The organism is Corynebacterium sp. ACRQJ (assembly GCF_022346045.1).
GTDB classification, from domain to species: Bacteria; Actinomycetota; Actinomycetes; order Mycobacteriales; family Mycobacteriaceae; genus Corynebacterium; species Corynebacterium evansiae.
This window is the reverse complement of record NZ_JAKRMT010000004.1, coordinates 99,346-122,935: the sequence shown is the minus strand read 5'-3', so window position 1 is coordinate 122,935 and position 23,590 is coordinate 99,346. Positions and strand designations below refer to the sequence as shown.

Below are 23,590 nucleotides of genomic sequence, written 5' to 3'. Positions count from 1 at the left end.
CGCCTTTGCCGGTGCCGCTCTAAGGTAAGTCACATGAAGCTTTCCTCCCGCACTCGCGCCGCTATCGCCCCTGTCATCGCTCTTTCACTCTTGGCTACCCCCTCTGCCGTCGCCGCACCTGCACCGTCTGTGCCCGCCGTCCCGCCGATCGTTGCCGGTTCTGCGCCGATCGGCCCCAACACCGTCGTTATTCCTGGCGAGCTGTTGCCGGTAGGCCCCAGCGGTGCGCGTACTGCTCGTACTGTTGATGACGCCTACTCCGCGGCCGCCATCGCTGCCCAGTATCTGAACCAGAATCCACGCCCGGCGTTGGATCGGCTCTCCCCCGCCCGGCGCACCGAGGTCAGCCACATCCTGAAGGTCTTGGAGGCTCCTGTGAAGGCTCCTTGCAAGGCCACCAGCCCGCGTGCAACCGTAGTGGTGCTGGGTAACGGGCTAAACGCGGATGGTTCCGTGCACCCCAACCTGCAGCGCCGCTTGGAGGTTGCCCGCGATTATGCGTTGAAGCACCCAGCCAGCCCGATCATCACCTCCGGCGGCAAGACCGAGCACGGGCACGTGGAGGCCGAATCGATGAAGCGGTGGCTTGTCCGCGCCGGAATCTCCCCGCAGCGCATCCACGTGGAGGGCAACTCCTGGTCCACCATCAGCAATGCGTGGCACAGCGCGAAGGTGTTCGGAAAGATGAACGAGCAGGCCAAGAACGCTCCCCACGGCAATCCGCTGCCGCGCGAGCTGGTGATCGCCACTACTGATAGCCACCTGCACCGTGGCGTAAGCGACTACCGCATTGCTTTCGGACCGCGCACCACTGTCTACGGCCTGGCCTCCAAGTCCGATCCCGTGCAGCAGCGAAACCTGGCCAAGGAGCGCACCTCCCGTTACCGCGACGCGGTGGGGCTATTCATTTTCCCGGAGACAGTTGTGGCTGACGGTCTGCCGCCGATCTTCGGCGCTGGCATCCCCCGCTTCTGGTAGGGCTCTAGAGGCCGGCCCAGAAGTCGTCGACCTGCTCGAGTAGCTGTTCCACGGTTCCGGAGTTATCCAGAACCGTGTCCGCCGCATTGAGGCGGGTCGCGCGGTCGATCTGGGCGGCAAGGCGGCGGCGGGCGTCATCCTCGTCCAAACCACGGTGCTGCACTAGCCGGTCGATGCGCAGCTCGTCGGGAGCGTCCACCACCAACACGTGATCGACCTTGTCCACCTCACCGTTTTCGATGAGCAGCGGCATGTCGTAGACGAGCACTTGCGCGCCGGACTCCCTCCCCTGCTTAAACAGTTCCTCAGTACGGGCGCGGATGCGCGGGTGGGTGATCGCGTTCAGCTTCTCTGTCGCCTCCGGCGTGGCAAAGGCCTGCCGGGCCAGCTCCGCGCGGTTTAACGTGCCGTCGGGGTTCAGCACCCCGTCAAAGGCCTCCGCCAGCTCGGCCAATGCTGGCTGACCTGGTTCGACGATCTCGCGCGCCACCAGGTCGGCGTCAACAATAAAAGCACCGAGCTCCGCCAACCGCGAAGAGACGGTTGACTTGCCCGATCCGATTCCACCAGTCAGCCCAATTGTGATCATGAGGCCATGCTAGCGCCTAGAGCGAGCCGACCAGAGTGTTTCCGGCCAGGCGGCACTGGTAGTAGCTGGCGGCAAGGTTGCCGAACTCCATGCGCAGGCCGTTGGCCTTGTAGATATCCTGTTCGGCGACTGCTTCGTCCCACTGCTTACGGACCTCTTCGATTTGCTGGTCCAGCTTCTGGCAGGCCTTCGGAACATAAGACGAGCCACCCAGGCTGCCCGACGCGGGGGTCTCGACAGTCGGCAGAGGCTGGAGGGTCTCGGGTGCGGTATCAGCGTCTGCGGCGCCGGCGATGCCCGCGGCGCTGGACAGAGTAAGAACAGCAGCGACGGCGGTGGAAGCAATGCGAGAGGAATTAGCCATAGCCGAGAATATAGCGGAGCTCGGCGGGCGCCGCAGGGCACTGTATGCAAATATAACTTGCATGCATAAGATTCCCGCCTCTCGCCGCTCGCTTGCCGCTACCCTGACCGCCGGTTCGATCCTGGCCACCGCCACCGCCGTGACCGCCCTGTCTACGGGGCACGCCGCGGCGGATCCATGCTGGACCTACGCTCCCACCACCAGCGATGGGTTGGCCGCCAGCAGCACCGGGTCGCTAGCCGGTAGCCTTGGCCAACCACAGTGGCTGACCGGCAAGCCCGAGGGCATGCCGAAGGTCACCGGTAATACCGAGGCAATGCACATGCTCACCGGCCGCTTCAGCCCCGACCGCACCGACAAGACGGGTTTGAGCTCCACAGACCTGGGCATCATGTGGGATTCCGGCGATGGGCGCGTGCTGGCAGCGTTCGGTGATTCCTTCCGCTGCGGTGCCGGAAACAACGGCTGGCACTCCAATGCTCTGTACGAGACCGACGATATGGATCCCTCCAACGGCATCCACTTGGGTGGTCCTGCTACGGGGGCGGACTCCGCGGAGTTCCTGCCTGAATCTCTAAAGATCGACGGTGTGGAGAAGACAATCATCCCGACCGCAGGCATCGAGGTAAATGGTGCGCAGTACGTGGACTTCATGTCCGTGCGCGACTGGGGGCGCCCGGGACAGTGGCGCACGAACTACGCCGCGACGGCGAAATCCACAGATGGCGGGAAGACTTTCTCCGTGGTGCCGGGCTCCTACCGCACCAGCTCCGTGGCTTCTAAGGACAGCCGCCTGCCGGACTTGCCAGCACACAGCCGTGGCAACGACTACTTCCAGATGACCGCCTTCGCCAAGGCACCGGAGGGCTCCGCTGCGGGCGACGACGGCTACGTGTACGTCTACGGCACCCCGTCGGGGCGCTCCGGCCAGGCGCGCTTGGCACGCATTAGCGAGGCAGAGTTCCCCGATTTCAGCTCTGCAGAGTACTGGGACGGCAGCGGCTGGACCTCCCGCATGGACGCCGCAAAGCCGGTGCTCGACGGGCGAGTCTCCGAGCTCTCCGTGCAGTACAACGAGCACCTCGGCAAGTGGTTGGCGCTCTACGAATCCACTCAAGGAATGGTGCTGCGCCAGGCCGATAGCCCAGAAGGGCCCTGGAGCAGCGCGAAAACGCTGATCTCCAGGGCCCAGGTGCCGGATATCTACGGCGGGTATATGTACCCGCACCAGACCGATGGGAACTTGTACTGGGTGGCCACCTCGTGGCACAGCTACAACGCGGTGGTGTACAAGACTGATCTGGCGAAGGTGTTCTAGCAACCGGCGGCACGCAACCGCTGGCCGCTAGAAGCTAGCGGCTAACTAGTAGCTAGCGGCTAGCGGCGCTTTAGCGCTCGACGATGGCGACGATGCCCTGACCACCTGCAGCGCAGATGGAAACCAGGGTGCGACCGCCGCCGTTTTCCTCCAGCACCTTCGCAGCGGTGGCGATGATGCGGCCGCCGGTAGCGGCGAACGGGTGGCCAGCAGCCAGGGAGGAGCCCTTGACGTTCAGCTTCGCGCGGTCGATGGCACCCAGGGCGCCATCCAGGCCTAGGCGCTCGCGGCAGTACTCGTCGGACTCCCAAGCCTTGAGGGTGGCGCAGGTCTGGGAGGCGAAGGCCTCGTGGATCTCGTAGAAGTCGAAGTCCTGCAGGGTGAGGTTGTTGCGCTTCAGCAGGCGAGCAACCGCGTAGGTCGGGGACATCAGCAGTCCGTCCGGGGTCATGCCGTCGCGGCCGTTGATGAAGTCCACGGAGGCAACCTCGGAATCCACCAGGTATGCCTTGACCGGGATGTTGTGCTCTGCCGCCCACTCCTCGGAGGAGATCAGGACTGCGGAAGCACCGTCGGTCAGCGGGGTGGAGTTACCGGCGGTCATGGTGGCCTTGGTGCCGTGCTGCTCGGCATCCTTCTTGCCGAAGACCGGCTTCAGCTTGGCCAGCTTCTCCACGTTGGAGTCCGGGCGCAGGTTGGTATCGCGCTGCACGCCCAGGTACGGGGTGATGAGGTCCTCGAAGAAGCCCTCGTCGTATGCCTTGGCCAGCTTCTGGTGGGACTCAGCTGCCAGCTGGTCCTGCTCCTCGCGAGTCAGGCCGAACTCGCGGGCGGTGATGGCCGCATGGTCACCCATGGACAGTCCGGTGCGGGGCTCGCCGTTGTTCGGCTGCTCCGGGGCCAGCTGGGAGGGGCGGATCTGGCCGACCAGCTTCAGGCGGTCGGTGGTGGTCTTCGCGTTGTTCAGCTTGATCAGGGTCTTGCGCAGCTGATCATTGACGGCCAGTGGTGCGTCGGAGGTGGTGTCCACGCCGCCGCCGATGCCGGACTCGATGCGGCCCAGGGCGATTGCGTCTGCAACCTGTACCAGAGCAGCCAGGCCAGTACCGCAGGCCATCTGCAGGTCGAAGGCCGGAGTGGTGGAGGACAACGCGGAGCCGAGGACGGTCTCGCGGGTCAGGTTGAAGTCGCGGGAGTGCTTCAGCACGGCGCCGGCGACGACCTGGCCAAGCTCCTCGCCCTGCAGGCCGTAGCGTGCGACCAGGCCATCGATGGCGGCGGTCAGCATGTCTTGGTTAGACGCGTTCGCGTACTCCTTGTTGGAACGGGCGAACGGGATGCGGTTGCCGCCGAGGATGGCGACCTTGCGGGGTGCTCCGTTAGTCATATTTTTGTGTCACTCCATCGAAGAATGTGAATTGAAAGAACGTATTCCTACACGGTGTGCTCGATCACACCGTATGGTTATACATGAGAACATACATTGTCTCGGCAACGCGCGTGTGCGTATCGCCAACAAGACTTGTATATTTCGCGCCGACTTGCCACCCACTGTGGCGAATTTATAGATATGAGGAGTTAAAGCTAGTGCCTGAAAACCAGGATGCATACCTTAAGTTCATCAACTCGGACCTCGGCAAGAAGATCTCCAAGCAGGCTGGCCTGCCGGTACCGACGAAGCTGCGTCGTTACAAGGAGGGCGAGCCCGCGCTGGACGGCCGTGTTCTGCTGGGCGGTTCCGGTCGCCTGGTCGGCCGCATCGAGGAGCTGCTCGCCGACGACTACAAGGTCTCTACCTCCGCTGGCGATAACAAGTACGCCGGTCTGGTTTTTGACGCCACCGGCATCACCAAGCCGGAAGACCTCCGTCAGCTGTACGACTTCTTCCACCCGGTCATGCGCCAGCTGCAGCCCTGCGCCCGCCTGCTGGTCATCGGCACCACCCCGGAGCTAATCGACAACGCTGACGAGCGCATCGCTCAGCGTGCCCTGGAGGGCTTCACCCGCTCCGTCGGTAAGGAGCTGCTGCGCGGCGCCACCGTCCAGCTGGTGTACACCGCCCCGGACGCTTCCGCCGACCTCGCTGGCCTGGAGTCCACCCTGCGCTTCGTCCTGTCCGCCAAGTCGGCCTTCGTGGACGCTCAGGTTATTCGTGTTGACGCCCAGTCCGCGACCGCCCCGGCCAACTGGGACAAGCCTTCCGAGGGCAAGATCGCCGTGGTCACCGGCGCTGCCCGCGGCATCGGCGCCACCATCGCAGAGGTGCTGGCTCGCGACGGTGCGAAGGTCATCTGCGTGGACATCCCGCAGGCTGGCGAAGGCCTGGCAGAGACCGCCAACAAGGTTGGCGGCACTGCCCTGCCGCTGGACGTCACCGCTGCCGACGCTGCTGAGAAGCTGAAGGAGCACGCGGAGGCTCGCCACGGCGGCCCGATCGACATCATCGTCCACAACGCCGGCATCACCCGCGATAAGCTGCTGGCCAACATGGACGAGGGTCGTTGGGATTCCGTCATCGCCGTCAACCTGGCTGCACCGGTGCGCATCACCGAGAAGCTGCTGGATAACGGTGGCCTGGCCGACAACGGTCGTGTCATCGGCGTGGCTTCCATCGCCGGTATCGCCGGTAACCGTGGCCAGACCAACTACGGCGCTACCAAGGCCGGCGTGATCGGCTTCGTGGATTCCTTCTCCGAGAAGCTGGCTGACCGTGGCATCACCGTCAACGCTGTGGCTCCGGGCTTCATCGAGACCCAGATGACCGCCGCCATCCCGTTCGGCACTCGCGTCGGTGGCCGTCTGCTGTCCTCCCTGCAGCAGGGTGGCGAGACCGTGGACGTCGCCGAGACCATCGCCTACTTCGCCGCTCCGGCTTCCCAGGCTGTCACCGGCAACGTTGTGCGCGTATGTGGCCAGGCAATGCTGGGCGCCTAAGACGAACCCGTCAAGCGAACTGTAGAGAAAGGAGCCACGACCAGTGGTTGACTACAAGAAGCTGGATTCCATCCCAGTGCTGATGGACGAGTACCGCAACGCCGTCAAGGATGTTGTTCCGGGCGTGGGTAGCCCCCGCAGTGCCAAGGACAATCCGAAGACTGCGTTCAAGGTTGAGGGCGTCAAGATCAAGGTGCCAGAGCTGGCTGCCTACAACGCGGCAACGGGCCTGCGCCTGCGCAACGAGCTGCCGATCACGTACCCGTACGTGCTGAGCTTCCCGATTGTCATGAAGATCCTGACGGCCAAGGACTCCCCCGTCAATGCCGTGGGCCTGGTGCACCTGACCAACCGCATCGAGCAGACCCGCGACCTGACCGTGGACGATGTGCTGGACATCCGCGTGCACGCGGAGAACCTGCGTCCGCACACCAAGGGTGTGCTGCTGAATGTCGTTACCGTAGTTTCCGTCGACGGCGAGGACGTGTGGAAGCAGACCAGTGGCTTCCTGTCTAAGGGTGCGAAGCTTTCCAGCTCCTCGCCTTACAAGGACAAGCAGCCGACCGACGGCCGCATTCTGGAGCCGGTTGAGTTCGATGAGTACGACGCGACCCCATCCGCGAAGTTCCGCGTAACCCCGGCGGACATCCAGGAGTACGCGCAGGCTTCGGGTGATAAGAACCCGATCCACGTCTCCAGCGTTGGCGCGAAGGCTTTCGGCTTCCCGGCCGTCATTGCGCACGGCATGTGGTCCGCTGCCACGATGCTGCGTGGCCTGGAGGGCTTGCTGCCTTCCGCTGCACGTTTCAGCGTGGAGTTTGCCAAGCCCGTTACGCTGCCGACCACCGTGGCATTCTTCGCCGAGGCTGCGGGCGACAAGGCCTACCCACGTCCCAGCGAGTGGGATTTGCAGCTGCGCAAGGCTTCTAAGCTAAAGACCCTGCACGCTGTGGGCAAGGTCGAGGCGCTGTAAAGCACGCCTAGCGCTACACGCCTAGATCAAGGGCGCGCCACCGGAGAGCAACCGGGAGCGCGCCCTTTCTTTGTGTCCGCTCCAAAAAACAGAATCAACCCCCGGCCTCCCAGCAAAGGGAAGTCGGGGGTTAGTCGCTTAAAGCTCTACCGAACTAGCGGTATCGAGTGGTTTACTCGCCGCCGGCCAGCTTCTCGCGCAGAGCAGCCAGCTGCTCGTCGGAAGCCAGGGTGCCAGCGTCCTGAGCCGGCGCCTCGGAGGAAGCCGGTGCGGACTCGGTCTGAGTCTCAGAGGAGTAGCCACCCTCGCCGTTTGCAGCGGCCTCGGCAGCTGCGGCGCGGTTGCGCTCGATCTGAGCGGTGTGCAGGCGGTGGCGACGCTCGGACTCTGCGTAGCGCTCCTCCCATGCCTGACGCTGCTCGTCGTAGCCCTCGAGCCACTCGTTGGTCTCCGGGTCGAAGCCCTCCGGGAAGATGTAGTTGCCCTGCTCGTCGTAGGAGTCAGCCATGCCGTACTTGGACGGGTCGAACTCCTCGGTGTAGTCCTCATCAGCCTGCTTCAGGGACAGGGAGATGCGGCGACGCTCCAGGTCGATGTCGATGACCTTGACCATTGCGTCCTGGCCAACGCCAACAACCTGATCCGGAACCTCGACGTGGCGCTCGGCCAGCTCGGAGATGTGAACCAGGCCCTCGATGCCCTCCTCGACGCGGACGAATGCGCCGAACGGAACCAGCTTGGTGACCTTGCCCGGCACGATCTGGCCGATGGCGTGGGTGCGTGCGAATACGCGCCACGGGTCCTCCTGGGTTGCCTTCAGGGACAGGGACACGCGCTCGCGGTCCAGATCCACATCCAGAACCTCGACGGTGACCTCGTCGCCGACTGCGACAACCTCAGACGGGTGATCGATGTGCTTCCAGGACAGCTGGGAGACGTGAACCAGGCCGTCGACACCGCCGAGATCGACGAATGCGCCGAAGTTGACGATGGAGGAGACAACGCCCTTGCGGACCTGACCCTTCTGCAGCTGGTGCAGGAACTCGGAGCGGACCTCGGACTGGGTCTGCTCGAGCCATGCGCGGCGGGACAGCACAACGTTGTTGCGGTGCTTGTCCAGCTCGATGATCTTGGCCTCGATCTCCTGGCCGATGTAGGGCTGCAGGTCGCGGACGCGACGCATCTCCACCAGGGAGGCGGGCAGGAAGCCGCGCAGGCCGATGTCCAGAATCAGGCCGCCCTTGACGACCTCGATGACGGTACCGGTGACCGGCTCCTCGTTCTTCTTGAGCTCCTCGATCGTGCCCCAAGCGCGCTCGTACTGTGCACGCTTCTTGGACAGGATCAGGCGGCCTTCCTTGTCTTCCTTGGTGAGAACCAGAGCGTCGATCTCGTCGCCGACCTCAACAACCTCACCCGGGTCAACGTCGTGCTTGATCGACAGCTCGCGGGAAGGGATGACACCCTCCGTCTTGTATCCGATGTCCAGCAGGACCTCGTCGTGATCGACCTTGACGACGGTGCCCTCGACAATGTCACCATCGTTGAAGTACTTGATGGTGGAGTCGACGGCAGCGAGGAAATCCTCAGCGGAGCCAATGTCGTTAATGGCTACCTGAGGGACGTTGTTGGTGGGCATATGTTGAATGTCTTTCGAAACGAATAGAAATAGAAGATGGACAGTTACTCTAGTTCTGCAAACCCTTCTTTTTGACGCCACCACCAGCGTCAATTACCTGGCGGGGAACCTCTAGGAGCTCCACGTGGGGGCGTCCTAAAGAATCAAAAAGGGGGCGCACAACGGGCATAACGCTACACGACCACAGTGAACAGCGCAAACATGGGCTTTCGGCCGCGAGTTGAGGCGGGGTTGTCGGGGGCGTGCAGTACGATAGTGCGCGATGAAGATACTGCAAATATTAGTAAATATGGTCCGCGGCGGGTTGATTGGCATGGCCGAGCTCGTCCCGGGCGTTTCCGGTGGCACGATCGCGTTGGTTACCGGCGTGTACGAGCGCGTCCTGCACCAGGCGAACCTTTTCCTGGATGCCACGAAGAAGCTGCCGAAAGATCGCAAGGCCGCGTTTGCCCAGTACAAGACGCTGGACTGGATGCTACTGCTCCCCATGTTGGTGGGCATGGCGGCCGTGGTGCTCTCGCTGGCGGGTGTGATGGAGAGCTTCGTGACGGACAAGCCGGTGCACTCGCGCGCGCTGTTCTTCGGCATGGTGCTGCTCTCCCTGGCCGTGCCGATTGGCATGACGGATAAGGAGGACGCGCGCCGGCGGCTACCCATGGCGATCCTCGGCTTGGTTGTGACGGCAGTGGCCACGTTCTTCCTGACGGGCGTTACCAGTGCCCCACAATCCGACCCGAACCTACTGTGGGTCTTCGTGGCTGCGGCGATTGCAGTGTGTGCGTTGGTGCTGCCTGGTGTATCCGGCTCCTTCTTCCTGCTGGCAGTGGGTCTGTACTCCGCGACGATGGCGGCGGTGGATGATAGGAACCTGGTCTACCTGGGCGTGTTCTTCCTGGGCGCGATCACCGGAATTGTGTGCTTCGTGCGTCTGCTGGAGTACCTGCTTAACAACCACCGCACCATCACGCTGTTTGTGATGACGGGCCTGATGCTGGGCTCCCTGCGTGCGCTGTGGCCGTGGCAGGACGGGGATGCGAACCTGCAGGCGCCGGGCGAGCACCTGGGCGCCGCCATCGGCCTGTTCCTGCTGGGCGCGGTGATCGTCGTGGCGATGCTGGCAGCCGAGAAGGCCTCGAACGCAAAGGCCACGCAGGCAGACGCTAGCTAACCCGGCTGGCGCGCGCGACTAGTGCGCTGCCAGGTCCCAGTTATCGCCCGTGCCGGCGGAGACATCCAGCGGCACGCGCAGCTGGGCGGCGGCATCCATTTCCCGCTCGACTAGCTCGGTGATCTGCTCCAGCTCCCCGGGCGCAACCTCCACCACGAGTTCATCGTGAACCTGCAGCAACACGCGGGAAGCCAGCTGCTGGCGGGTGATCTCACGATCCACGCGCAGCATGGCCAGCTTGATGATGTCCGCGGCCGTGCCCTGGATCGGCGCATTGAGGGCGGCGCGCTCGGCATTCTCCCTGGCCACGCGGTTAGAGGAGTTTAGCTCCGGCAGGTAGCGGCGGCGGCCGTAGAGAGTCTCCGTGTAGCCGGTCTCCTTGGCAACTTCCACCACGTGGTCGAGGTAGCGCTTCACACCGCCGAAACGCTCGAAGTAGTTATCCATGATCTTCTTCGCCTCCCCCGCGCTGATCTTCAGCTGCTGGGATAGGCCAAAGGCGGACAGGCCGTAGACCAGGCCATAGCTCAGCGCCTTCACCCGGCGGCGCAGTTCCGGGGTGACCTCATCGACCGGGACATCGAACACGCGCGAGCCGACGTAGTTGTGCAGGTCCTCGCCGCTGGCGTAGGCCTCGATCAGGCCCGCGTCCTCCGACAGGTGCGCCATCACGCGCATCTCGATCTGGGAATAGTCGGCGGTCAGCAGAGTCTCGTAGCCCTCCCCGACCGTGAATGCGGCGCGGATCTTGCGGCCGGCGTCGGTGCGCACGGGGATGTTCTGCAGGTTCGGGTCGGAGGAAGACAGACGGCCCGTCGCCGCGCCCTTCTGGTTGAAGGTGGTGTGGATGCGTCCGTCGTCGCCCACAGCCTCGATAAGTCCGTCGATGGTGGACTTCATCTTCTGATACTCGCGGTGGGCCATGAGGTGTCCCAGGAACGGGTGGTTGGACTGGGCGGCCAGTTTCTCCAGTTCCGCGGCGGCCGTAGAATACCCGGTCTTGGTCTTCTTCGTCTTCGGCAGGTCGAAGGTCTCGAACAGGACCTTCTGCAGCTGCTTCGGGGAGGAAAGGTTGAGCTCCGGCTCCCCCGCCAGCTCGCGGGCGGCGGCGATCTCCTCGTTAAGGCGCGCGCCGTAGTCGTCGGAGAGTTCCTGCAGCGCTGCGTCATCCACAGCAATGCCGGCGTGCTCCATGGCCGCCAGGATCAGGGCCAGCGGGACTTCCAGGTCGAAGTACAGCTCGGACTGGCCGGCGGCCTCGATCTCTGGAGTAAGGGCCTTCACCAGTTCGGCGACAGCCTGAGCACGTTCGGGGCCGGTGGCATTGTCCGACAGTTCGTGGCCCACGTGGCGCTGCACGACGTCCGCCAGGCCGAGCGTACGCACGTCGGGGCGCAGCAGATACGCCGCCAGGGACGTGTCATGTTCCACCCCGTCAAGCTTTAAGCCTTGATTCTGTAGCGTGTGATATGTCTGCTTGGAGTCATGCAACCACTTTGTGGCCTGCGGGTTGGCCAGCCACTCCGCCAGCGCCTTCTCATCCTTCGGGTCCACGTCGGCGAGGTCCTGAACGATGGCAACGTTGTCGCGGTCCAGCAGGGTCAGCTGCTCGCCATCCACGTCCACCACCGTGCCGCGGGTGCGCTTCTTCAGCCACGCCCCCAGCTTCCCCGGCTGCGGCTCCTCCACCGTGACGGGGATAGCTGCACTGTCGGCGAACTCCACGCCCATGATCTTGAATGCCCTATTGCGCAGCCCCGTGCCAAACTGCAGCTCCTCGAACATGCCGAGCGCCTCGTTGGGATCGATGTCGTGGGGACTGAGGGCGTCCAAATCATCAACGAGCTTAAGGTCCCGCACCATTTCCGTAATGTCGCGCGCGAGCACCACATTGTCGATGTTTTCGCGCAGGTTGGCGCCGACCTTCCCGCCGATGTCATCCATGTTGTCGATCACGCCTTGCAGGCTGCCGTACTTGGCGATCCACTTCTGCGCGGTCTTCGGCCCCACCCCGGGCACGCCGGGCATGTTGTCGGAGGTATCGCCGCGCAGCGCCGCGAGGTCCGGGTACTGGGTGGGGGTCACGCCATACTTTTCTTCGACGGCCTGCGGGGTGAAACGATGCAGCTCAGAGACACCCTTAAGCGTGTACAGCACCGTCACATCCTCGGTGACCAGCTGCAACGAATCGCGGTCGCCGGTGCAGATCAGCACGTCCATGCCATCCTTCGCACCCTCGGTAGCTAAGGTCGCGATGATGTCGTCGGCCTCGTAGGACTCTTTATCTAGGGTCGTGACGCCCAACGCTTCGAGCGTGCGACGAATCAGCTCGATCTGGCCCTTGAACTCCTCGGGCGTGCTCGGGCGCTGCGCCTTGTACTCCGGGAAGGATTCTTCGCGGAATGTGGGGCCGGACAGGTCAAACGCGGCGGCCACATGGGTGGGCTGTTCCTTATCCATGAGGGTGAGGAACATGCCTAAGAAGCCATACACCGCGTTGGTGTGCTGGCCACCAACGGTGGAGAAGTTGGCTGCGGGCAGGGCGTAGAAGGCGCGGAACGCCAACGAATGCCCGTCGAGGAGAAGGAGTTTAGCCATGCGCTCAACTCTAACGGAGTGCGGTTTTGGTTGGCTGAAAGGCCGTGGCGTATTATGCTCCGGTAAGCACTTATCGCCCCAGTAGCCCAATTGGCAGAGGCAACGGATTCAAAACCCGTCCAGTGTGAGTTCGAGTCTCACCTGGGGCACAATTTCACCCCCGCCTCCGACCAGTGTAAATGCTGGTCAGGCAGGGGTTTCGCTTTCTTGACTACCCCGCTCGTTAAGCCTCTTTAGGCCTGTTTTAGCCCCTTATGTCGTGGGATTGTCGTGGCGAAATCGTGCCACACAAACACAAAATGCCCCCACCGGGGAGCGGTGCTATCCGAGCCGCAGCAAAGAACGCTCTCTTGCTTTTCCGCTTCTAGGGCGGCTATGCGTTCCTGTGCTTTCTGCAGTTCACTCTTGCCTGCTTCCTCGGCTTCCTTAGCTCGCTCCGCTAGTGGGCGGAGTTCCTTGTTTTCGGTGCGGTACCGTTCGGACACGCGAGAATCCCGAACCACCGAAGCAGAGCGAGGCTCTCTCAAACGAATTAGTCGTCCGGCCAGAGGAGCATTGGAGCCTTTGCCCCGGCAGGGCGACTCAGAGACTTATACGGGAAATCAGATTCTTCATCCAATCCGTCCCAGTCGAGAGTCAAGGCCCAGTTTGTTTGCGTAATCATCCTTTTGAACAGGGCGTTGAATTGATCCAAATACTCATCGGCGAGACTATGCAGGGTGTACTTTCGCTCTCCATCCACGAGCTCCTCAAGCTGAAAAAACCCCTGCGATTCAATTACGGGCGGTAAAAAGCTGGCAAATTCCGCAGTAGAAACATCAGTCTGCAAGAGAATAATCTCCGGGTAGCAACTCATGACGCCTCCCAAAACCAAAAAGTCCTATAGTGCCGCTCTGTTCTCTTGAACCTTGATGGCCATGATCAGTCACAACCAGCTATTTGGCAGCAGTTTGGAACTCGAACTCTATCTTTGCTTCGGTGTCGATAGCGCGGATGATGCCTTCGTAGAAAGTCCTGGCCTGTTCCTTCAATAGTTCATGGTTCAGCTGGATGTGTTCCTTACGCTTTCCCTCATTCAGGACCTCGTTGATACCCTCCGCGGTATCAATATCCGCCGTAGCGAAGCTCAAAACCTGACCATGCTGGTGCACAGTTTTGAATTCCGGATCAGAGAAGCCAATAAACTTGAAGGGCGGAATGGTGAGCTTGAAGTGACCGGGAGCTGTTTCCTCGACCTTTACTTTCTTGCCGTCGAGCCCCAGTTTGGCGGTGAATTTGTACTGCAGGATATTCGTCTTCCGACTTCCGGGGACTCCCCATTTGAAGAGTTTCGCAGTGTTTTGCGTAGTGTAGATCCCCTGGGTAGATGTGGAGAGCAGCACAACCTCTTCCCGGCGTTGCACCGCGAGGATAACCTCCGAGTTGTCTGTCTCAGTGACGGTTTCTACCGGAGAATTGAGGATGGTTGACTTCCCCCACAGGAACCCGCCGCCCAGCAAAGTGAGAACCAGGATGAACCCACCAGCGGCGAACATGATTTTCTTGGCCATAATGAAGTAACTATATACCGGCTGCTCAGAAAACCAGATTTGCGCGGATACCGGCCTATCTCCAGACAACAGCGTTCCAGAACTACTCCAAGAGGTAATCCGCCTCTTCCCTACTGAGCTTGCCCAGTGCCTGTGCGATGGTCACGTCCTCGAAGATTGACGGTGGCGTCCATTTCACATCGTTCAAATCTGGCTGCCTGTAGGGTGGCTGTTCCTTGCGCATGCCTACCCTCTGGCGCGCAACCTCGGCCTTCACATCCTCCGCAGTCGCCTTACCCGCGAGATAGTCGTGCAAAACACTCATGGTGTTTTCCTTTCCGAGCAGCATTACAGCACTTCCCGTGATTATATTCCACAGGCTGATGCAAGATTAGGAAACTTAGGCAGCCCGCCCTGAATACGTGAGATGACTTTTCGTTCGTTGGAATATAGGCGTCAATAAGAAAAGGGCAGCACCCCCGACATGCCGCGACCATCACCTAACCCGTCGGGCTCGAAGGTTGTCCGTTAATATAAGTCGCGAAGAAATCACGCAGCCCTTTCTTAAGGGGTGCTAAGACAGATTCTTGACGCGAGGAGAACCATGACGGACGAGAACTTCGGTTCCAACGACCCGGCCAACAACGGCAACAACGGTGCACCGCAACAGCCGCAGGGCCAGGACTGGAACCAGAACCCCTACGGCCAGCAGAACCCGGCACCGCAGCAGCAAGGCCAGAATGCATATGGCGCTCCGCAGCAGGGTGCACAGAACGGCTACGGCCAGAACAACTTCCAGAACCAGCAGGGCTTCAACGGCCAGAACCAGCAGAACGGCCAGGGCGCACAGTTCGACATCAAGCAGTACCTGGACTTCTCCAACAAGTCCGTAATCTGGCTGCTCTGCGCCGCAGGTGCCGCTCTGATCAGCTTCATCGGCAGCTTCATGCCATGGGGCAAGGTCACGGTTCCCTTCTACGGCACCATCACGGTCTCCGGCACCGACGGTGACGGCATTCTCACCATGTTCCTGTCCCTGATCATCATCGGCGGAATTGCAGCCTACCTGTTCGTAGAGCAGCTGGCCCAGAAGTGGTGGCGCGCCATTCCAGTGATCGCCATCGGCGCCATCCTTCTGCTGATCTCCATCATCGACTGGGCCAGCATCGGCTCTAAGGCCGGTGATTTTGACGAGGACGTTGTAAACGTAAGCGTCGGCGCAGGCCTGATCCTGATTCTGCTGGCCTCCATCGCCATCATCGCCTTCGGCGTGCTCGCACTGCTCAACGACCGCAAGAACAACCCGCAAGCTCCGAAGCAGGCTTTCGCGCAGCAGGGGTACGGCCAGCAGAACTTCGGCCAGCAGAGCTTTGGTCAGCAGGGCTACGGCCAGCAGCCGCAGAACAACTTTGACCAGAACAACTACGGTCAGAACAACTTCGGCCAGCAGCCGAACCAGGGCTGGCAGGGCAACACCCCGCAGGACCCCCAGAACCCGCAGAACCCGCAGTAGTCTAAACGGCTAAAACAGCACTACAATCGCCCCTGTTCTTTAGCATTTAAAGAGCAGGGGTAATTGCTTTTCTTTCCGGGGGCACCTGTTAGCAATATAAATAAAAAATGAACTAATGTTCACTGCATGTCCACCCCGCTTCCCTCAGAAGGAAAACGCCCTCACCGCAAGACCGGCCCGAAGCCCACCTTCGACCGCGAAGACGTCATCAACCAGGCACTTGCAATCGGTCTTGATAAATTCACCATGTCTGAGGTCGCCAAAGGCCTGGGAGTGGCCACGTCCGCGCTGTACCGAATCTACAGCCGCGACACGCTCCTGACCGCCTGCATCGAACACATCACCGATAGCCCACGGGAATACCCCGATGGCGATTGGAAGGAACTGCTCCGCGACTACGCCTACTACCTATCGCGGATGTGCTCCACCTACCCGGGCCTCGCACAAGCCCTGCTGAGCCACCCAAACAGCCTTTTCGCCTACCGAAAGCACGTCACGAATCTTCTGGAAAGGCTTAATGACGCCGGTTTCAGCCGCGGACAGGCCCTATTCGCCATCGACGTAGTCACGAACTTCGTGTTCAGCTCCGGGCCTTTCAGGCACTCCTTCGAGCTTTTCGCAATGACGGACTCGCTGCCCGCAGACCGCGAGGACGACGAGGACATGGCGCTGCGAATCCTCGACAAGAAGCTGGACTTCGTTTTCCAGGCGCTTGAGACGAACCGTCCCTCCTACTAACCACCCCCGGGTGCTACCCCGCTCGTCGCTATTGGGAACCGATTCCGCCAGGCATGCGACTAATGGAGCATGTCTCGCAGAATTATTCGCAGAGTCCACACCCTCGCTGGGCTCTTCATCGCACCCCTCATCCTTGTAGCCGCTTTCTCCGGCTTCTTCTACGCACTCGCCCCCACCATCGAAACGTGGGTCTACAAGTCTGAGCTGACTGCCACCTCAAGCAGTCCAGCGCAGCCGGTAGCCAAGCAAATAGAGGCCGCAAAGCGCATCCACCCCGACCTCGATGTTGCTAAGGTGCAGATCCCAGACGAAGAGGGCAAGACCACCCGTGTGCTCTTCGCCGATCCAACTCTGCCCTCGGAAAGCTACAGCCGAGCAGTCTTCGTCGATCCGGGTGATCTGCACATTACCGGCGAGCTCACCCAGTACGGTAGCGCCGCTTCCCTGCCGTTCCGCGCCTGGCTATCCGAAGGCCACCGCAGCCTTTGGCTGGGGGAGCCCGGTCGCATCTACTCCGAAACCGCCGCGACGTGGCTAGGCCCAATGGCCGTCACCGGCGTGGCCATGTGGTGGTTCATGCGCAAACAGAAGAGCCAGCGCAAGCCCAAGAAAAAGTCCCGCCGCCAGGCCATGCAGCGCCACACCCTCATAGGGCTGATAGCCGCACCGGGGCTGGTCTTCCTCTGCGTCTCCGGCCTGACTTGGTCCCACTTCGCAGGCGACAACATCGCGACTGTCCGCGAAGAACTGAACTGGATGGCGCCCGAACCGAACACGAACATCAGCGGCGAACAGTCTGCGCAAATCGGCGGCTCTGGTCACGCCGGCCACGGCGAGCACGCAGGGCACGCGGGTCACAGCGGTCACAGCGGAACTGTAGAGATCGACCTGGCACAGGCCGATACGGCCCTCCAGGTTGGCCGTAACGAGGGATTGACCGGCACCCTGCAGCTGGCTCCCCCGAGCGAAACCGGCCAGGCGTGGACCGTCAGCGAACCGCGCCAGGCGTACAAGATGCACAACGACGCAATCACGGTGAATGGCGACAACGGCGAAGTTATCGACCGCCTGCCGTTTAGCTCCTGGCCCATCGCAGCCCAGCTGACCAGCTGGATCATCCAGCTACACATGGGAACCCTGTTCGGGCTGGTCAGCCAGATTGCACTGGCACTGCTGGCGCTAGGCATCGGCGCGCTCGTGGTGTACGGGTACATCATGTGGTGGCGCAGGCGCGGCGGCAAGAACAGCGGCGCCCGTGTGGCCCTTCGAGAACTCACCTGGAAGCACTGGCTAGCGCTGGGGATCCTGCTCGGCGGATACAGCGTGATCGCTCCCCTATTCGCGGCAAGTGGCGCGATCCTGTTCGGCATCTCCCTGGCACTCAACTTCCTCGGCGGAAAAAAGACCGGCAGGCCCAACGCGGAGGTTCAGGGAACGAAAGCCATTAAAGAATATTCACATACTCCGATATAATCCACGGTATGAAACATAGCCACCCACGCTCTCTGGCCCGTACCGTGGCCAAGGGCACCCTCGCGATCCTGCTCTCAGCATCGCTGGCGGGGTGTGTGACCAACGAAGAACTCGGCAACCCGGAAGGCTGGGAGGAAATCCTCCCGGCGAAGAACCCGCAGCTCGCCGCCCTTGTGCCCCCGGACGTCCAGGCCAAAGGAAAAATTACCGTCGGCACCAACCCGCCCTACGCGCCCAACGAGTTTAAAGACTCCGACGGAAACATCATCGGCTTCGAAATGGACCTCATCCGCGCCGCCGGTGCCATGATGGGCCTCGACGTCGAAGTCAACCAAATGGACTTCAACCTGATCCTGCCGGCCATCAGCGCCGGATCCGTCGACGTCGGAGCCAGCGCCTTCACAGACACCGAAGAGCGGCAGAAAAACTACGACTTCGTCGACTTCTACAGCGCCGGTATCTCCTGGGCCACCCAGCCCGGCAACGAGGACAACATCGACCCCGACAACGCCTGCGGCCTAAAGGTCGCCGTGCAGAAAGGCACCTACTCCGACACGGACGAAGTGCAGGGACGCTCCGACGAGTGCGAAGCCCAGGGCAAGGAGCCGATTGAGAAGCTGGTCTACGAAAAGGCCGACGCCGCCGCCACCGCCACCATTCTGAAGAAGGCAAACGCCTACAGCTCCGACTCGCCGGTGATCGACTTCGCCATCGCCCGCTCTGACGGCAAATTGGTGCGGGTTGGCGAACCTTTCGATACCGCCCCGTTCGGTATGGGCGTCAAAAAGAACAACCCGCTTGGAAAAGCCCTGGCCGCAACAATGCAGACCATGATGAACGACGGCACCTACGAGGCCATCCTCAAACAATGGGAACTCGAAGATGGCGGGTTAGACGCAGTGACGTTCAACCTCAAGCCCTACCAACTGCCCCACACGCTCGAACCGAAAGAAGGCACCAAGTGAGCACCCCAAACGCCTCCTCCGCAACGCAGCGTAGGCGCCCCACCGAGAACAAAGCGATCCCGCTACGCCACCCCGGCCGCTGGATCGCGGCGGTCATCCTCGCGGCCCTCGTGGTGTGGTTCATCATCTCCGCAGCCCAAAACGAGGCCTATCACTGGGACACTTACTTCCAGTACCTGCTGGATACCCGCATCGTAAAGGCGGCGATGCACACCATCGCGCTGACGATCCTGGCGATGATCATCGGCGTGGTCATCGGTGCGATCGTCGCGGTTCTGCGCATGTCGCCGAACCCCGTGCTGCAGGGTGTGGCGTGGCTGTTCCTGTGGGTCTTCCGCGGCACGCCCGTGTACGTGCAGCTGGTGTTCTGGGGCCTGCTGAGCTCCCTGTACCAGTCCGTGAGCGTGGGCTTCGCCGAAATCGACCTCGAGCAGGTACTGCAGAACGCCTTCATCCTGGCCGTGCTGGGCCTCGGCCTGAACGAAGCCGCCTACATGGCCGAAATCGTCCGCGCCGGCATCCAGGCCGTTCCCGAAGGACAGTCCGAAGCCTCGAAGGCACTGGGCATGACCTGGGGACAGAATATGCGCCGCACCGTGATGCCGCAGGCCATGCGCATCATCATTCCGCCGACGGGCAACGAGTTCATCTCGCTGCTGAAGACCACCTCGCTGGTTATTGCCGTGCCCTATACCGCTGAGCTTTACGGCCGCGCCACCGACATCTCTAACTCACTGTTCCAGCCCGTTCCGCTGCTGCTTGTTGCCGCCACGTGGTACCTGGTGATCACCAGCATTCTGATGGTTGGGCAGTTCTACGTTGAGCGCTACTTCTCTCGCGGATCGTCGCGCCAGCTCACGCAGCGCCAACTCGCCGCTCTTGCTGACGCCGAAGGCGTACCCCCACGCAATATCACTGTCGGGCCGAACGAAAAGAAGGACTAGTAACCACCATGTCTGAAACCAACGCACCGATGATTGCCATCAAGAACGTGTGGAAGCGCTACGGCCGGCTCGACGTTCTGAAAGGCATCGACCTGGAAGTCCCCCGCGGCGGCGTGACCTGCCTGATCGGCCCCTCCGGCTCTGGCAAGTCCACCCTGCTACGCTGCGTGAACCACCTGGAGAAGGTCACCTCCGGACGGATTGAAGTAGACGGCGAGCTGATCGGCTACCGCGAGAAGAACGGCAACCTCTACGAGCTGACGCCGAAGCAAGCAGCGGCGCAGCGCGTGGACATCGGAATGGTGTTCCAGCACTTCAACCTGTTCACCCACCGCACCGTGCTGGAGAACATCATCGAAGCGCCCGTGCAAGTGCGCGGCGAGGACAAAGACGACGCGATCGAGCACGCGCGCAAGCTGCTGGACCAGGTGGGGCTCGCCCACAAGGCTGACGCCTACCCGGTGCAGCTCTCCGGCGGACAGCAGCAGCGCGTGGCCATCGCCCGCGCACTGGCAATGCGGCCGAAGCTGATGCTCTTTGACGAGCCGACCTCCGCGCTGGACCCCGAGCTGGTCGGCGAGGTGCTGAACGTGATGCGCCGCCTGGCCGATGACGGCATGACGATGCTGGTCGTGACCCACGAGATGGGATTCGCACGCGAAGTCGCCGACGAGGTTGCCTTCATGGACGGCGGCGTGATCGTGGAGCATGGCCCGGCCGCGGAAGTCATTGGAAATCCGCAGCACGAACGCACCCAAGAGTTCCTATCGAGCCTGCTCTAGGGGTGAAAATGAGGGGGCGTCACTAAGAAGGGCGAGGGGTTGTCCGGGGCCGTGTGTAAGGTAAGCGGCGCTCGGACAAGAAGGGGGCAAAAATGGATGCCGACGAGATGCGGCGGATGTGCAACAGGGTCGACGCGGCGTATGCCTACAGCGTGATCGACGACCCGACCGTGGCGCGGATACAAGCGCTGCGGAAGGCGGGGACGGCGGATGCGATAGTGTTCTCGCACGCGGCGCAGATACTCGCCGTGATGAACATGCTAGGGCTGGCGGCGCTGAAAGCCGGGGTGATCGGCGTGCGGCACCTCGAGCAAGTGTGGCGGGTGCGCAACGCCTACGCGGCACAGCTGACGGAGCCCGACGAGGCGGGGCAGGCGATCATGGACATGGAACAGTTCAACCGCTACCTGGAGAAGCACGCGGTGGACTGCATCAGTGCACGCGAGGAGGGGCCGACGGCGAAGGAACTGGGCGAATACCTGTGCGAAGTGATCGCGCGGGACTTCCCCACCCCATTTGCCGAAGGCGAAAAGGCGGCGGCGGAGGAACGGTCCGCGACTAAGGGATCAGTGACGACGCTGGGCGGAACCGCCGAGCTTTCCCGGTGGACGCTGAACATGCCGAAAGACCAATCGCAGCGCATGTGGGAAGCAGTAACGAAGAAGGCGAAAGTGCTGGCCGGGGAGCTAGACTGCGACCTCGCGCAAGCACGGATGGACGTGATCGCGGGGCTGATCAGCGGCGAAGAAACCAACACGGTAGTGCACGTCCACGTCTTCCGGTGGGAAGGCGGCCCAGGGTTCATCCCGGGAGTCGGGGCAATCAGCACCGAGCAGGCCGACGTGTACGAAAGCTTCGCCAAACGCGTGGACAGCGTGACTGTGCCGCCGGCCGTGGAACAGTACGCGCCAAGCAGAGAAATGAAGGAATTCCTCGTCGGCCGGGACGGCACCTGCCGCTTCCCCGGGTGCGAACACCCGGCGCCGATGTGCGACAAAGACCACATCGTGCCGTACAACCACACGGATCCTTCGGCGGGCGGCGCGACGGATGTGCGAAATATGCAGTGTTTATGTCGCGCCCACCACAACCTGAAAACTAACGGGCAGTGGCGCGCAAGCACTAGCGACGGCGGTTGGACAATCAAGTGGGTGAACCACCACGGAGAGCAGTTCACCACCCACGCGAGAGGAGTTATACCGAAGCCACAGTGACGTGCCAAGGCACGCGAGGTGTGCCAGGGTCGTCCTGGACCTGGCGCAGAAGCGGCTCGGCAGGTTCCTTCTCGCGGACCGTGAGGAGCTCGGCGAAGTGCATCGCTAGGCCGGAGACGGAGCCGATGTCATAGCGGACAACGTCGACGGTTAGCTCGGCGCCGGTGACGGGGTCGTTGCCCTCGTCGGGGCTCTCGCCGAAAAGCTCCACCCAGGTAGTGACCAGTTCGGGGTCTGCAGCTTGCCCGGACTGGAGATTTAGCGTGCCCTCGAACGCTTCGCCGAGGGCGGAGATCATGGAGCGGAAATCCTGCTCGATAGCGGCCAGCTGCTCCTGGTTAGCCAGCAGCCTGAAAATAATCTTTGGCATTCCCCTAGTGTGGCAGCACGCAGCAGCGAACAGCAAGCACGGCGGCACGTCGGCGGAGTGCACGGCGGTGTGATCGATAGAACAGGAAACCTACTAGAATGTGTGCCGTGATTGGTTCCCATGCTTCGCACCCCGCGCCCGTACCGCCCCTGACCACCCTGCCGGACGGAACGATCAAACAGGTCAACCCGTTTTCCGGCACCGAAGTGTGGACCGTACCCGGCCGCGGCAACCGCCCCATCGCCGAGCACCGTCCAGAGGTGCGCACCGTCGGCGACCGCGACTCCGCCACCGCATTCGGCCTGAACCGCAAGCTGGACACCCCGCCGGAGAAGTCCCGCCTCGTGCTCGACGAGGACGGGCAGGCACACATCCTGCGCGGACTGCCGGTGAGCGAGCTGGAGGAAACCGAACCGCTGTTCCGCCGCGTGGCGAACCTTTTCGAGATCCTCACCTACGACTACTGGCTCATGAACTACGGCTACCGGATGAACCCCGCCGCCGCCAAGCACATGACCGACTACCTGGCCGAGGAAGCCGGCCAGGATCACGTCGAGCAGATCCTGCGCGCCAAGTGGTCTGCCGGCGGCACCACACAAGAAGAACTCGACGAGCTCTTCTCCCCCGAAAGTCGCATGCAAACCCTCTACGAGAAAAGCGCCGGGCTCTTCGCCGGCGGCCACGACGTGATCATCGCCCGCGACCACTACGTCCCCGGCGCAGACACTACCGACCAGTTGGCCTCCAGCGGCACTCTCAGCTGGGAGAACCACCGCCACTTCATCGCCTTCACCGTCGACGGCATGGATCGCCTCTACCGCGCGAACCGCTACGTCCGCTACGTCGCCGCGTTCCAGAACTGGCTCGCCCCGGCGGGCGCCAGCTTCGAGCACCTCCACAAGCAGCTCGTTGCCATCGACGAGCACGGCCTGCAGAACGAGCTGGAGATCGCCCAGGTCCGCGCGAACCCGAACATGTACAACGAGTGGGCCGTCGACTACGCCGCCCGCCACAACCTCGTCATCGCCGAGAACGACCACGCCATTGCATTTGCTGGTTTTGGGCACCGTTGGCCGACCCTCGAGGTTTTCTCCAAGTCCGCCACGACCGAACCTTGGCTGATGTCTGACACCGAACGCGATGCCGTCTCGGATTTGGTTCACGCCTGTCACGTCGCCGCCGGGCCGCACATCTCCTGCAATGAGGAGTGGCTGCACCGTCCCCTCGACGTTGACGTCCCGATGCCCTGGCGCATCGTCATTAAATGGCGCGTATCCACCATGGCCGGTTTCGAAGGCGGCACGAAGATCTTCATCAACACCATTTCCCCGGCGGACCTCCGGGAGCGCGTGCTCAATGCCCTGGTTAAGGCTCAGGAGGAAGGTCAGCTGGCCCCGGGTATCCGCCTTGGCGACGACTGCGCCACCCGCCCCAACATGCTGAAGTACAACCCGGCCATCCGCTAATCCGCTAATCCGCTAATCCGCTAGAAAGGACAAGT

At 62.2% G+C, this 23,590-nt stretch carries 22 protein-coding genes and 1 tRNA gene; 14 read left to right on the top strand and 9 right to left on the bottom strand.

The features are described from left to right. The first annotated feature begins 33 nt into the window (after positions 1-33). Complete coding sequence (locus tag MHX52_RS03965; protein WP_070489116.1) at positions 34-978, top strand: YdcF family protein; 945 nt, start codon at positions 34-36, stop codon at positions 976-978. A gap of 4 nt (positions 979-982) precedes the next feature. On the opposite strand, the gene coaE is transcribed toward MHX52_RS03965, so the two are convergent. Further along, a complete protein-coding gene (gene coaE, locus MHX52_RS03960) occupies positions 983-1,567 on the bottom strand; it encodes a dephospho-CoA kinase (protein ID WP_239316690.1) in 585 nt (194 codons plus the stop codon). Between the two features lie 16 nt (positions 1,568-1,583). Then, positions 1,584-1,931 carry a hypothetical protein gene (locus tag MHX52_RS03955; RefSeq protein WP_239316688.1) on the bottom strand — a complete coding sequence of 116 codons (348 nt, stop codon included), beginning with the start codon at positions 1,929-1,931 and terminating at the stop codon, positions 1,584-1,586. Between the two features lie 61 nt (positions 1,932-1,992). Here MHX52_RS03955 and MHX52_RS03950 point away from each other — a divergent pair, with 61 nt between their 5' ends. Beyond that, positions 1,993-3,249 (top strand): DUF4185 domain-containing protein, encoded by a 1,257-nt coding sequence (locus MHX52_RS03950; RefSeq protein ID WP_239316686.1) that lies wholly within the window; start codon positions 1,993-1,995, stop codon positions 3,247-3,249. 70 nt (positions 3,250-3,319) lie between these two features. Here MHX52_RS03950 and MHX52_RS03945 read toward each other — a convergent pair whose 3' ends face one another. Continuing rightward, positions 3,320-4,636, bottom strand: coding sequence for an acetyl-CoA C-acetyltransferase (locus tag MHX52_RS03945; RefSeq protein WP_005295762.1), 1,317 nt, complete (start codon positions 4,634-4,636; stop codon positions 3,320-3,322). Between the two features lie 200 nt (positions 4,637-4,836). Here MHX52_RS03945 and MHX52_RS03940 point away from each other — a divergent pair, with 200 nt between their 5' ends. Together MHX52_RS03940 and MHX52_RS03935 are read left to right on the top strand one after the other, a co-directional pair. Further along, positions 4,837-6,183 (top strand): 3-oxoacyl-ACP reductase, encoded by a 1,347-nt coding sequence (locus tag MHX52_RS03940; RefSeq protein ID WP_239316684.1) that lies wholly within the window; start codon positions 4,837-4,839, stop codon positions 6,181-6,183. A gap of 43 nt (positions 6,184-6,226) precedes the next feature. Further along, on the top strand, positions 6,227-7,156 hold the full coding sequence (locus MHX52_RS03935) for a MaoC family dehydratase (RefSeq protein ID WP_239316682.1): 930 nt from the start codon (positions 6,227-6,229) through the stop codon (positions 7,154-7,156). A 172-nt stretch (positions 7,157-7,328) separates the two neighbouring features. On the opposite strand, the gene rpsA is transcribed toward MHX52_RS03935, so the two are convergent. Then, positions 7,329-8,795 carry a 30S ribosomal protein S1 gene (gene rpsA, locus MHX52_RS03930; protein WP_005295768.1) on the bottom strand — a complete coding sequence of 489 codons (1,467 nt, stop codon included), beginning with the start codon at positions 8,793-8,795 and terminating at the stop codon, positions 7,329-7,331. 262 nt (positions 8,796-9,057) lie between these two features. Between rpsA and MHX52_RS03925 the strand changes: the two genes are divergently transcribed. Further along, on the top strand, positions 9,058-9,963 hold the full coding sequence (locus tag MHX52_RS03925) for a DUF368 domain-containing protein (RefSeq protein ID WP_239316680.1): 906 nt from the start codon (positions 9,058-9,060) through the stop codon (positions 9,961-9,963). Positions 9,964-9,981: 18 nt separating this feature from the next. Here the strand turns inward: MHX52_RS03925 and polA are convergent, their stop codons facing one another. Beyond that, positions 9,982-12,561, bottom strand: a complete 2,580-nt coding sequence (gene polA / locus MHX52_RS03920; RefSeq protein ID WP_239316678.1) for a DNA polymerase I — start codon at positions 12,559-12,561, stop codon at positions 9,982-9,984. Positions 12,562-12,636: 75 nt separating this feature from the next. Between polA and MHX52_RS03915 the strand changes: the two genes are divergently transcribed. Continuing rightward, a tRNA-Leu gene (locus MHX52_RS03915) sits at positions 12,637-12,710 on the top strand. 383 nt (positions 12,711-13,093) lie between these two features. Here MHX52_RS03915 and MHX52_RS03910 read toward each other — a convergent pair. From MHX52_RS03910 to MHX52_RS03900, 3 genes are all read right to left on the bottom strand, one after another. Continuing rightward, on the bottom strand, positions 13,094-13,417 hold the full coding sequence (locus MHX52_RS03910) for a UTP--glucose-1-phosphate uridylyltransferase (protein ID WP_239316676.1): 324 nt from the start codon (positions 13,415-13,417) through the stop codon (positions 13,094-13,096). A 79-nt stretch (positions 13,418-13,496) separates the two neighbouring features. Continuing rightward, entirely contained in the window at positions 13,497-14,111 is a 615-nt protein-coding gene (locus MHX52_RS03905; RefSeq protein WP_239316674.1) for a hypothetical protein, read from the bottom strand. Between the two features lie 82 nt (positions 14,112-14,193). Next, a complete protein-coding gene (locus tag MHX52_RS03900; RefSeq protein ID WP_035005506.1) occupies positions 14,194-14,415 on the bottom strand; it encodes a hypothetical protein in 222 nt (73 codons plus the stop codon). A gap of 279 nt (positions 14,416-14,694) precedes the next feature. Between MHX52_RS03900 and MHX52_RS03895 the strand changes: the two genes are divergently transcribed. The 7 genes from MHX52_RS03895 (at position 14,695) to MHX52_RS03865 (ending at position 21,719) form a co-directional block, all read left to right on the top strand. Beyond that, complete coding sequence (locus tag MHX52_RS03895; protein WP_239316672.1) at positions 14,695-15,603, top strand: ECF transporter S component; 909 nt, start codon at positions 14,695-14,697, stop codon at positions 15,601-15,603. Positions 15,604-15,729: 126 nt separating this feature from the next. Then, on the top strand, positions 15,730-16,341 hold the full coding sequence (locus MHX52_RS03890) for a TetR/AcrR family transcriptional regulator (RefSeq protein WP_239316670.1): 612 nt from the start codon (positions 15,730-15,732) through the stop codon (positions 16,339-16,341). 69 nt (positions 16,342-16,410) lie between these two features. Next, positions 16,411-17,814: a PepSY domain-containing protein gene (locus MHX52_RS03885; RefSeq protein WP_239316669.1), complete on the top strand. Its 1,404-nt coding sequence runs from the start codon at positions 16,411-16,413 to the stop codon at positions 17,812-17,814. Positions 17,815-17,822: 8 nt separating this feature from the next. Continuing rightward, positions 17,823-18,779, top strand: a complete 957-nt coding sequence (locus MHX52_RS03880) for an ABC transporter substrate-binding protein (protein WP_049049418.1) — start codon at positions 17,823-17,825, stop codon at positions 18,777-18,779. Next, entirely contained in the window at positions 18,776-19,723 is a 948-nt protein-coding gene (locus tag MHX52_RS03875; RefSeq protein ID WP_049049419.1) for an amino acid ABC transporter permease, read from the top strand. The genes MHX52_RS03880 and MHX52_RS03875 overlap by 4 nt, the downstream gene beginning before the upstream one ends. Positions 19,724-19,731: 8 nt before the next feature. Continuing rightward, positions 19,732-20,505: an amino acid ABC transporter ATP-binding protein gene (locus tag MHX52_RS03870; RefSeq protein WP_304504279.1), complete on the top strand. Its 774-nt coding sequence runs from the start codon at positions 19,732-19,734 to the stop codon at positions 20,503-20,505. Between the two features lie 92 nt (positions 20,506-20,597). Further along, on the top strand, positions 20,598-21,719 hold the full coding sequence (locus MHX52_RS03865) for an HNH endonuclease signature motif containing protein (RefSeq protein WP_239316667.1): 1,122 nt from the start codon (positions 20,598-20,600) through the stop codon (positions 21,717-21,719). Here the strand turns inward: MHX52_RS03865 and MHX52_RS03860 are convergent. Next, positions 21,700-22,089: a hypothetical protein gene (locus tag MHX52_RS03860; protein WP_239316665.1), complete on the bottom strand. Its 390-nt coding sequence runs from the start codon at positions 22,087-22,089 to the stop codon at positions 21,700-21,702. The two genes, MHX52_RS03865 and MHX52_RS03860, sit on opposite strands and share 20 nt — an antisense overlap. Before the next feature lie 98 nt (positions 22,090-22,187). On the opposite strand from MHX52_RS03860, the gene MHX52_RS03855 reads away from it, so the two are divergent. Beyond that, positions 22,188-23,555: a DUF4921 family protein gene (locus tag MHX52_RS03855; protein WP_239316663.1), complete on the top strand. Its 1,368-nt coding sequence runs from the start codon at positions 22,188-22,190 to the stop codon at positions 23,553-23,555. The last annotated feature ends 35 nt before the right edge of the window (positions 23,556-23,590 follow it).

Coding starts and splice junctions, on each gene's coding strand:
- MHX52_RS03965 (WP_070489116.1), top strand. CDS start 34: ATGAAGCTTTCCTCCCGCACTCGCGCCGCTATCGCCCCTGTCATCGCT.
- coaE (WP_239316690.1), bottom strand. CDS start 1,567: ATGATCACAATTGGGCTGACTGGTGGAATCGGATCGGGCAAGTCAACC.
- MHX52_RS03955 (WP_239316688.1), bottom strand. CDS start 1,931: ATGGCTAATTCCTCTCGCATTGCTTCCACCGCCGTCGCTGCTGTTCTT.
- MHX52_RS03950 (WP_239316686.1), top strand. CDS start 1,993: ATGCATAAGATTCCCGCCTCTCGCCGCTCGCTTGCCGCTACCCTGACC.
- MHX52_RS03945 (WP_005295762.1), bottom strand. CDS start 4,636: ATGACTAACGGAGCACCCCGCAAGGTCGCCATCCTCGGCGGCAACCGC.
- rpsA (WP_005295768.1), bottom strand. CDS start 8,795: ATGCCCACCAACAACGTCCCTCAGGTAGCCATTAACGACATTGGCTCC.
- MHX52_RS03925 (WP_239316680.1), top strand. CDS start 9,058: ATGAAGATACTGCAAATATTAGTAAATATGGTCCGCGGCGGGTTGATT.
- polA (WP_239316678.1), bottom strand. CDS start 12,561: ATGGCTAAACTCCTTCTCCTCGACGGGCATTCGTTGGCGTTCCGCGCC.
- MHX52_RS03910 (WP_239316676.1), bottom strand. CDS start 13,417: ATGAGTTGCTACCCGGAGATTATTCTCTTGCAGACTGATGTTTCTACT.
- MHX52_RS03905 (WP_239316674.1), bottom strand. CDS start 14,111: ATGGCCAAGAAAATCATGTTCGCCGCTGGTGGGTTCATCCTGGTTCTC.
- MHX52_RS03900 (WP_035005506.1), bottom strand. CDS start 14,415: ATGAGTGTTTTGCACGACTATCTCGCGGGTAAGGCGACTGCGGAGGAT.
- MHX52_RS03895 (WP_239316672.1), top strand. CDS start 14,695: ATGACGGACGAGAACTTCGGTTCCAACGACCCGGCCAACAACGGCAAC.
- MHX52_RS03890 (WP_239316670.1), top strand. CDS start 15,730: ATGTCCACCCCGCTTCCCTCAGAAGGAAAACGCCCTCACCGCAAGACC.
- MHX52_RS03885 (WP_239316669.1), top strand. CDS start 16,411: ATGTCTCGCAGAATTATTCGCAGAGTCCACACCCTCGCTGGGCTCTTC.
- MHX52_RS03880 (WP_049049418.1), top strand. CDS start 17,823: ATGAAACATAGCCACCCACGCTCTCTGGCCCGTACCGTGGCCAAGGGC.
- MHX52_RS03870 (WP_304504279.1), top strand. CDS start 19,732: ATGTCTGAAACCAACGCACCGATGATTGCCATCAAGAACGTGTGGAAG.
- MHX52_RS03865 (WP_239316667.1), top strand. CDS start 20,598: ATGGATGCCGACGAGATGCGGCGGATGTGCAACAGGGTCGACGCGGCG.
- MHX52_RS03860 (WP_239316665.1), bottom strand. CDS start 22,089: ATGCCAAAGATTATTTTCAGGCTGCTGGCTAACCAGGAGCAGCTGGCC.
- MHX52_RS03855 (WP_239316663.1), top strand. CDS start 22,188: ATGTGTGCCGTGATTGGTTCCCATGCTTCGCACCCCGCGCCCGTACCG.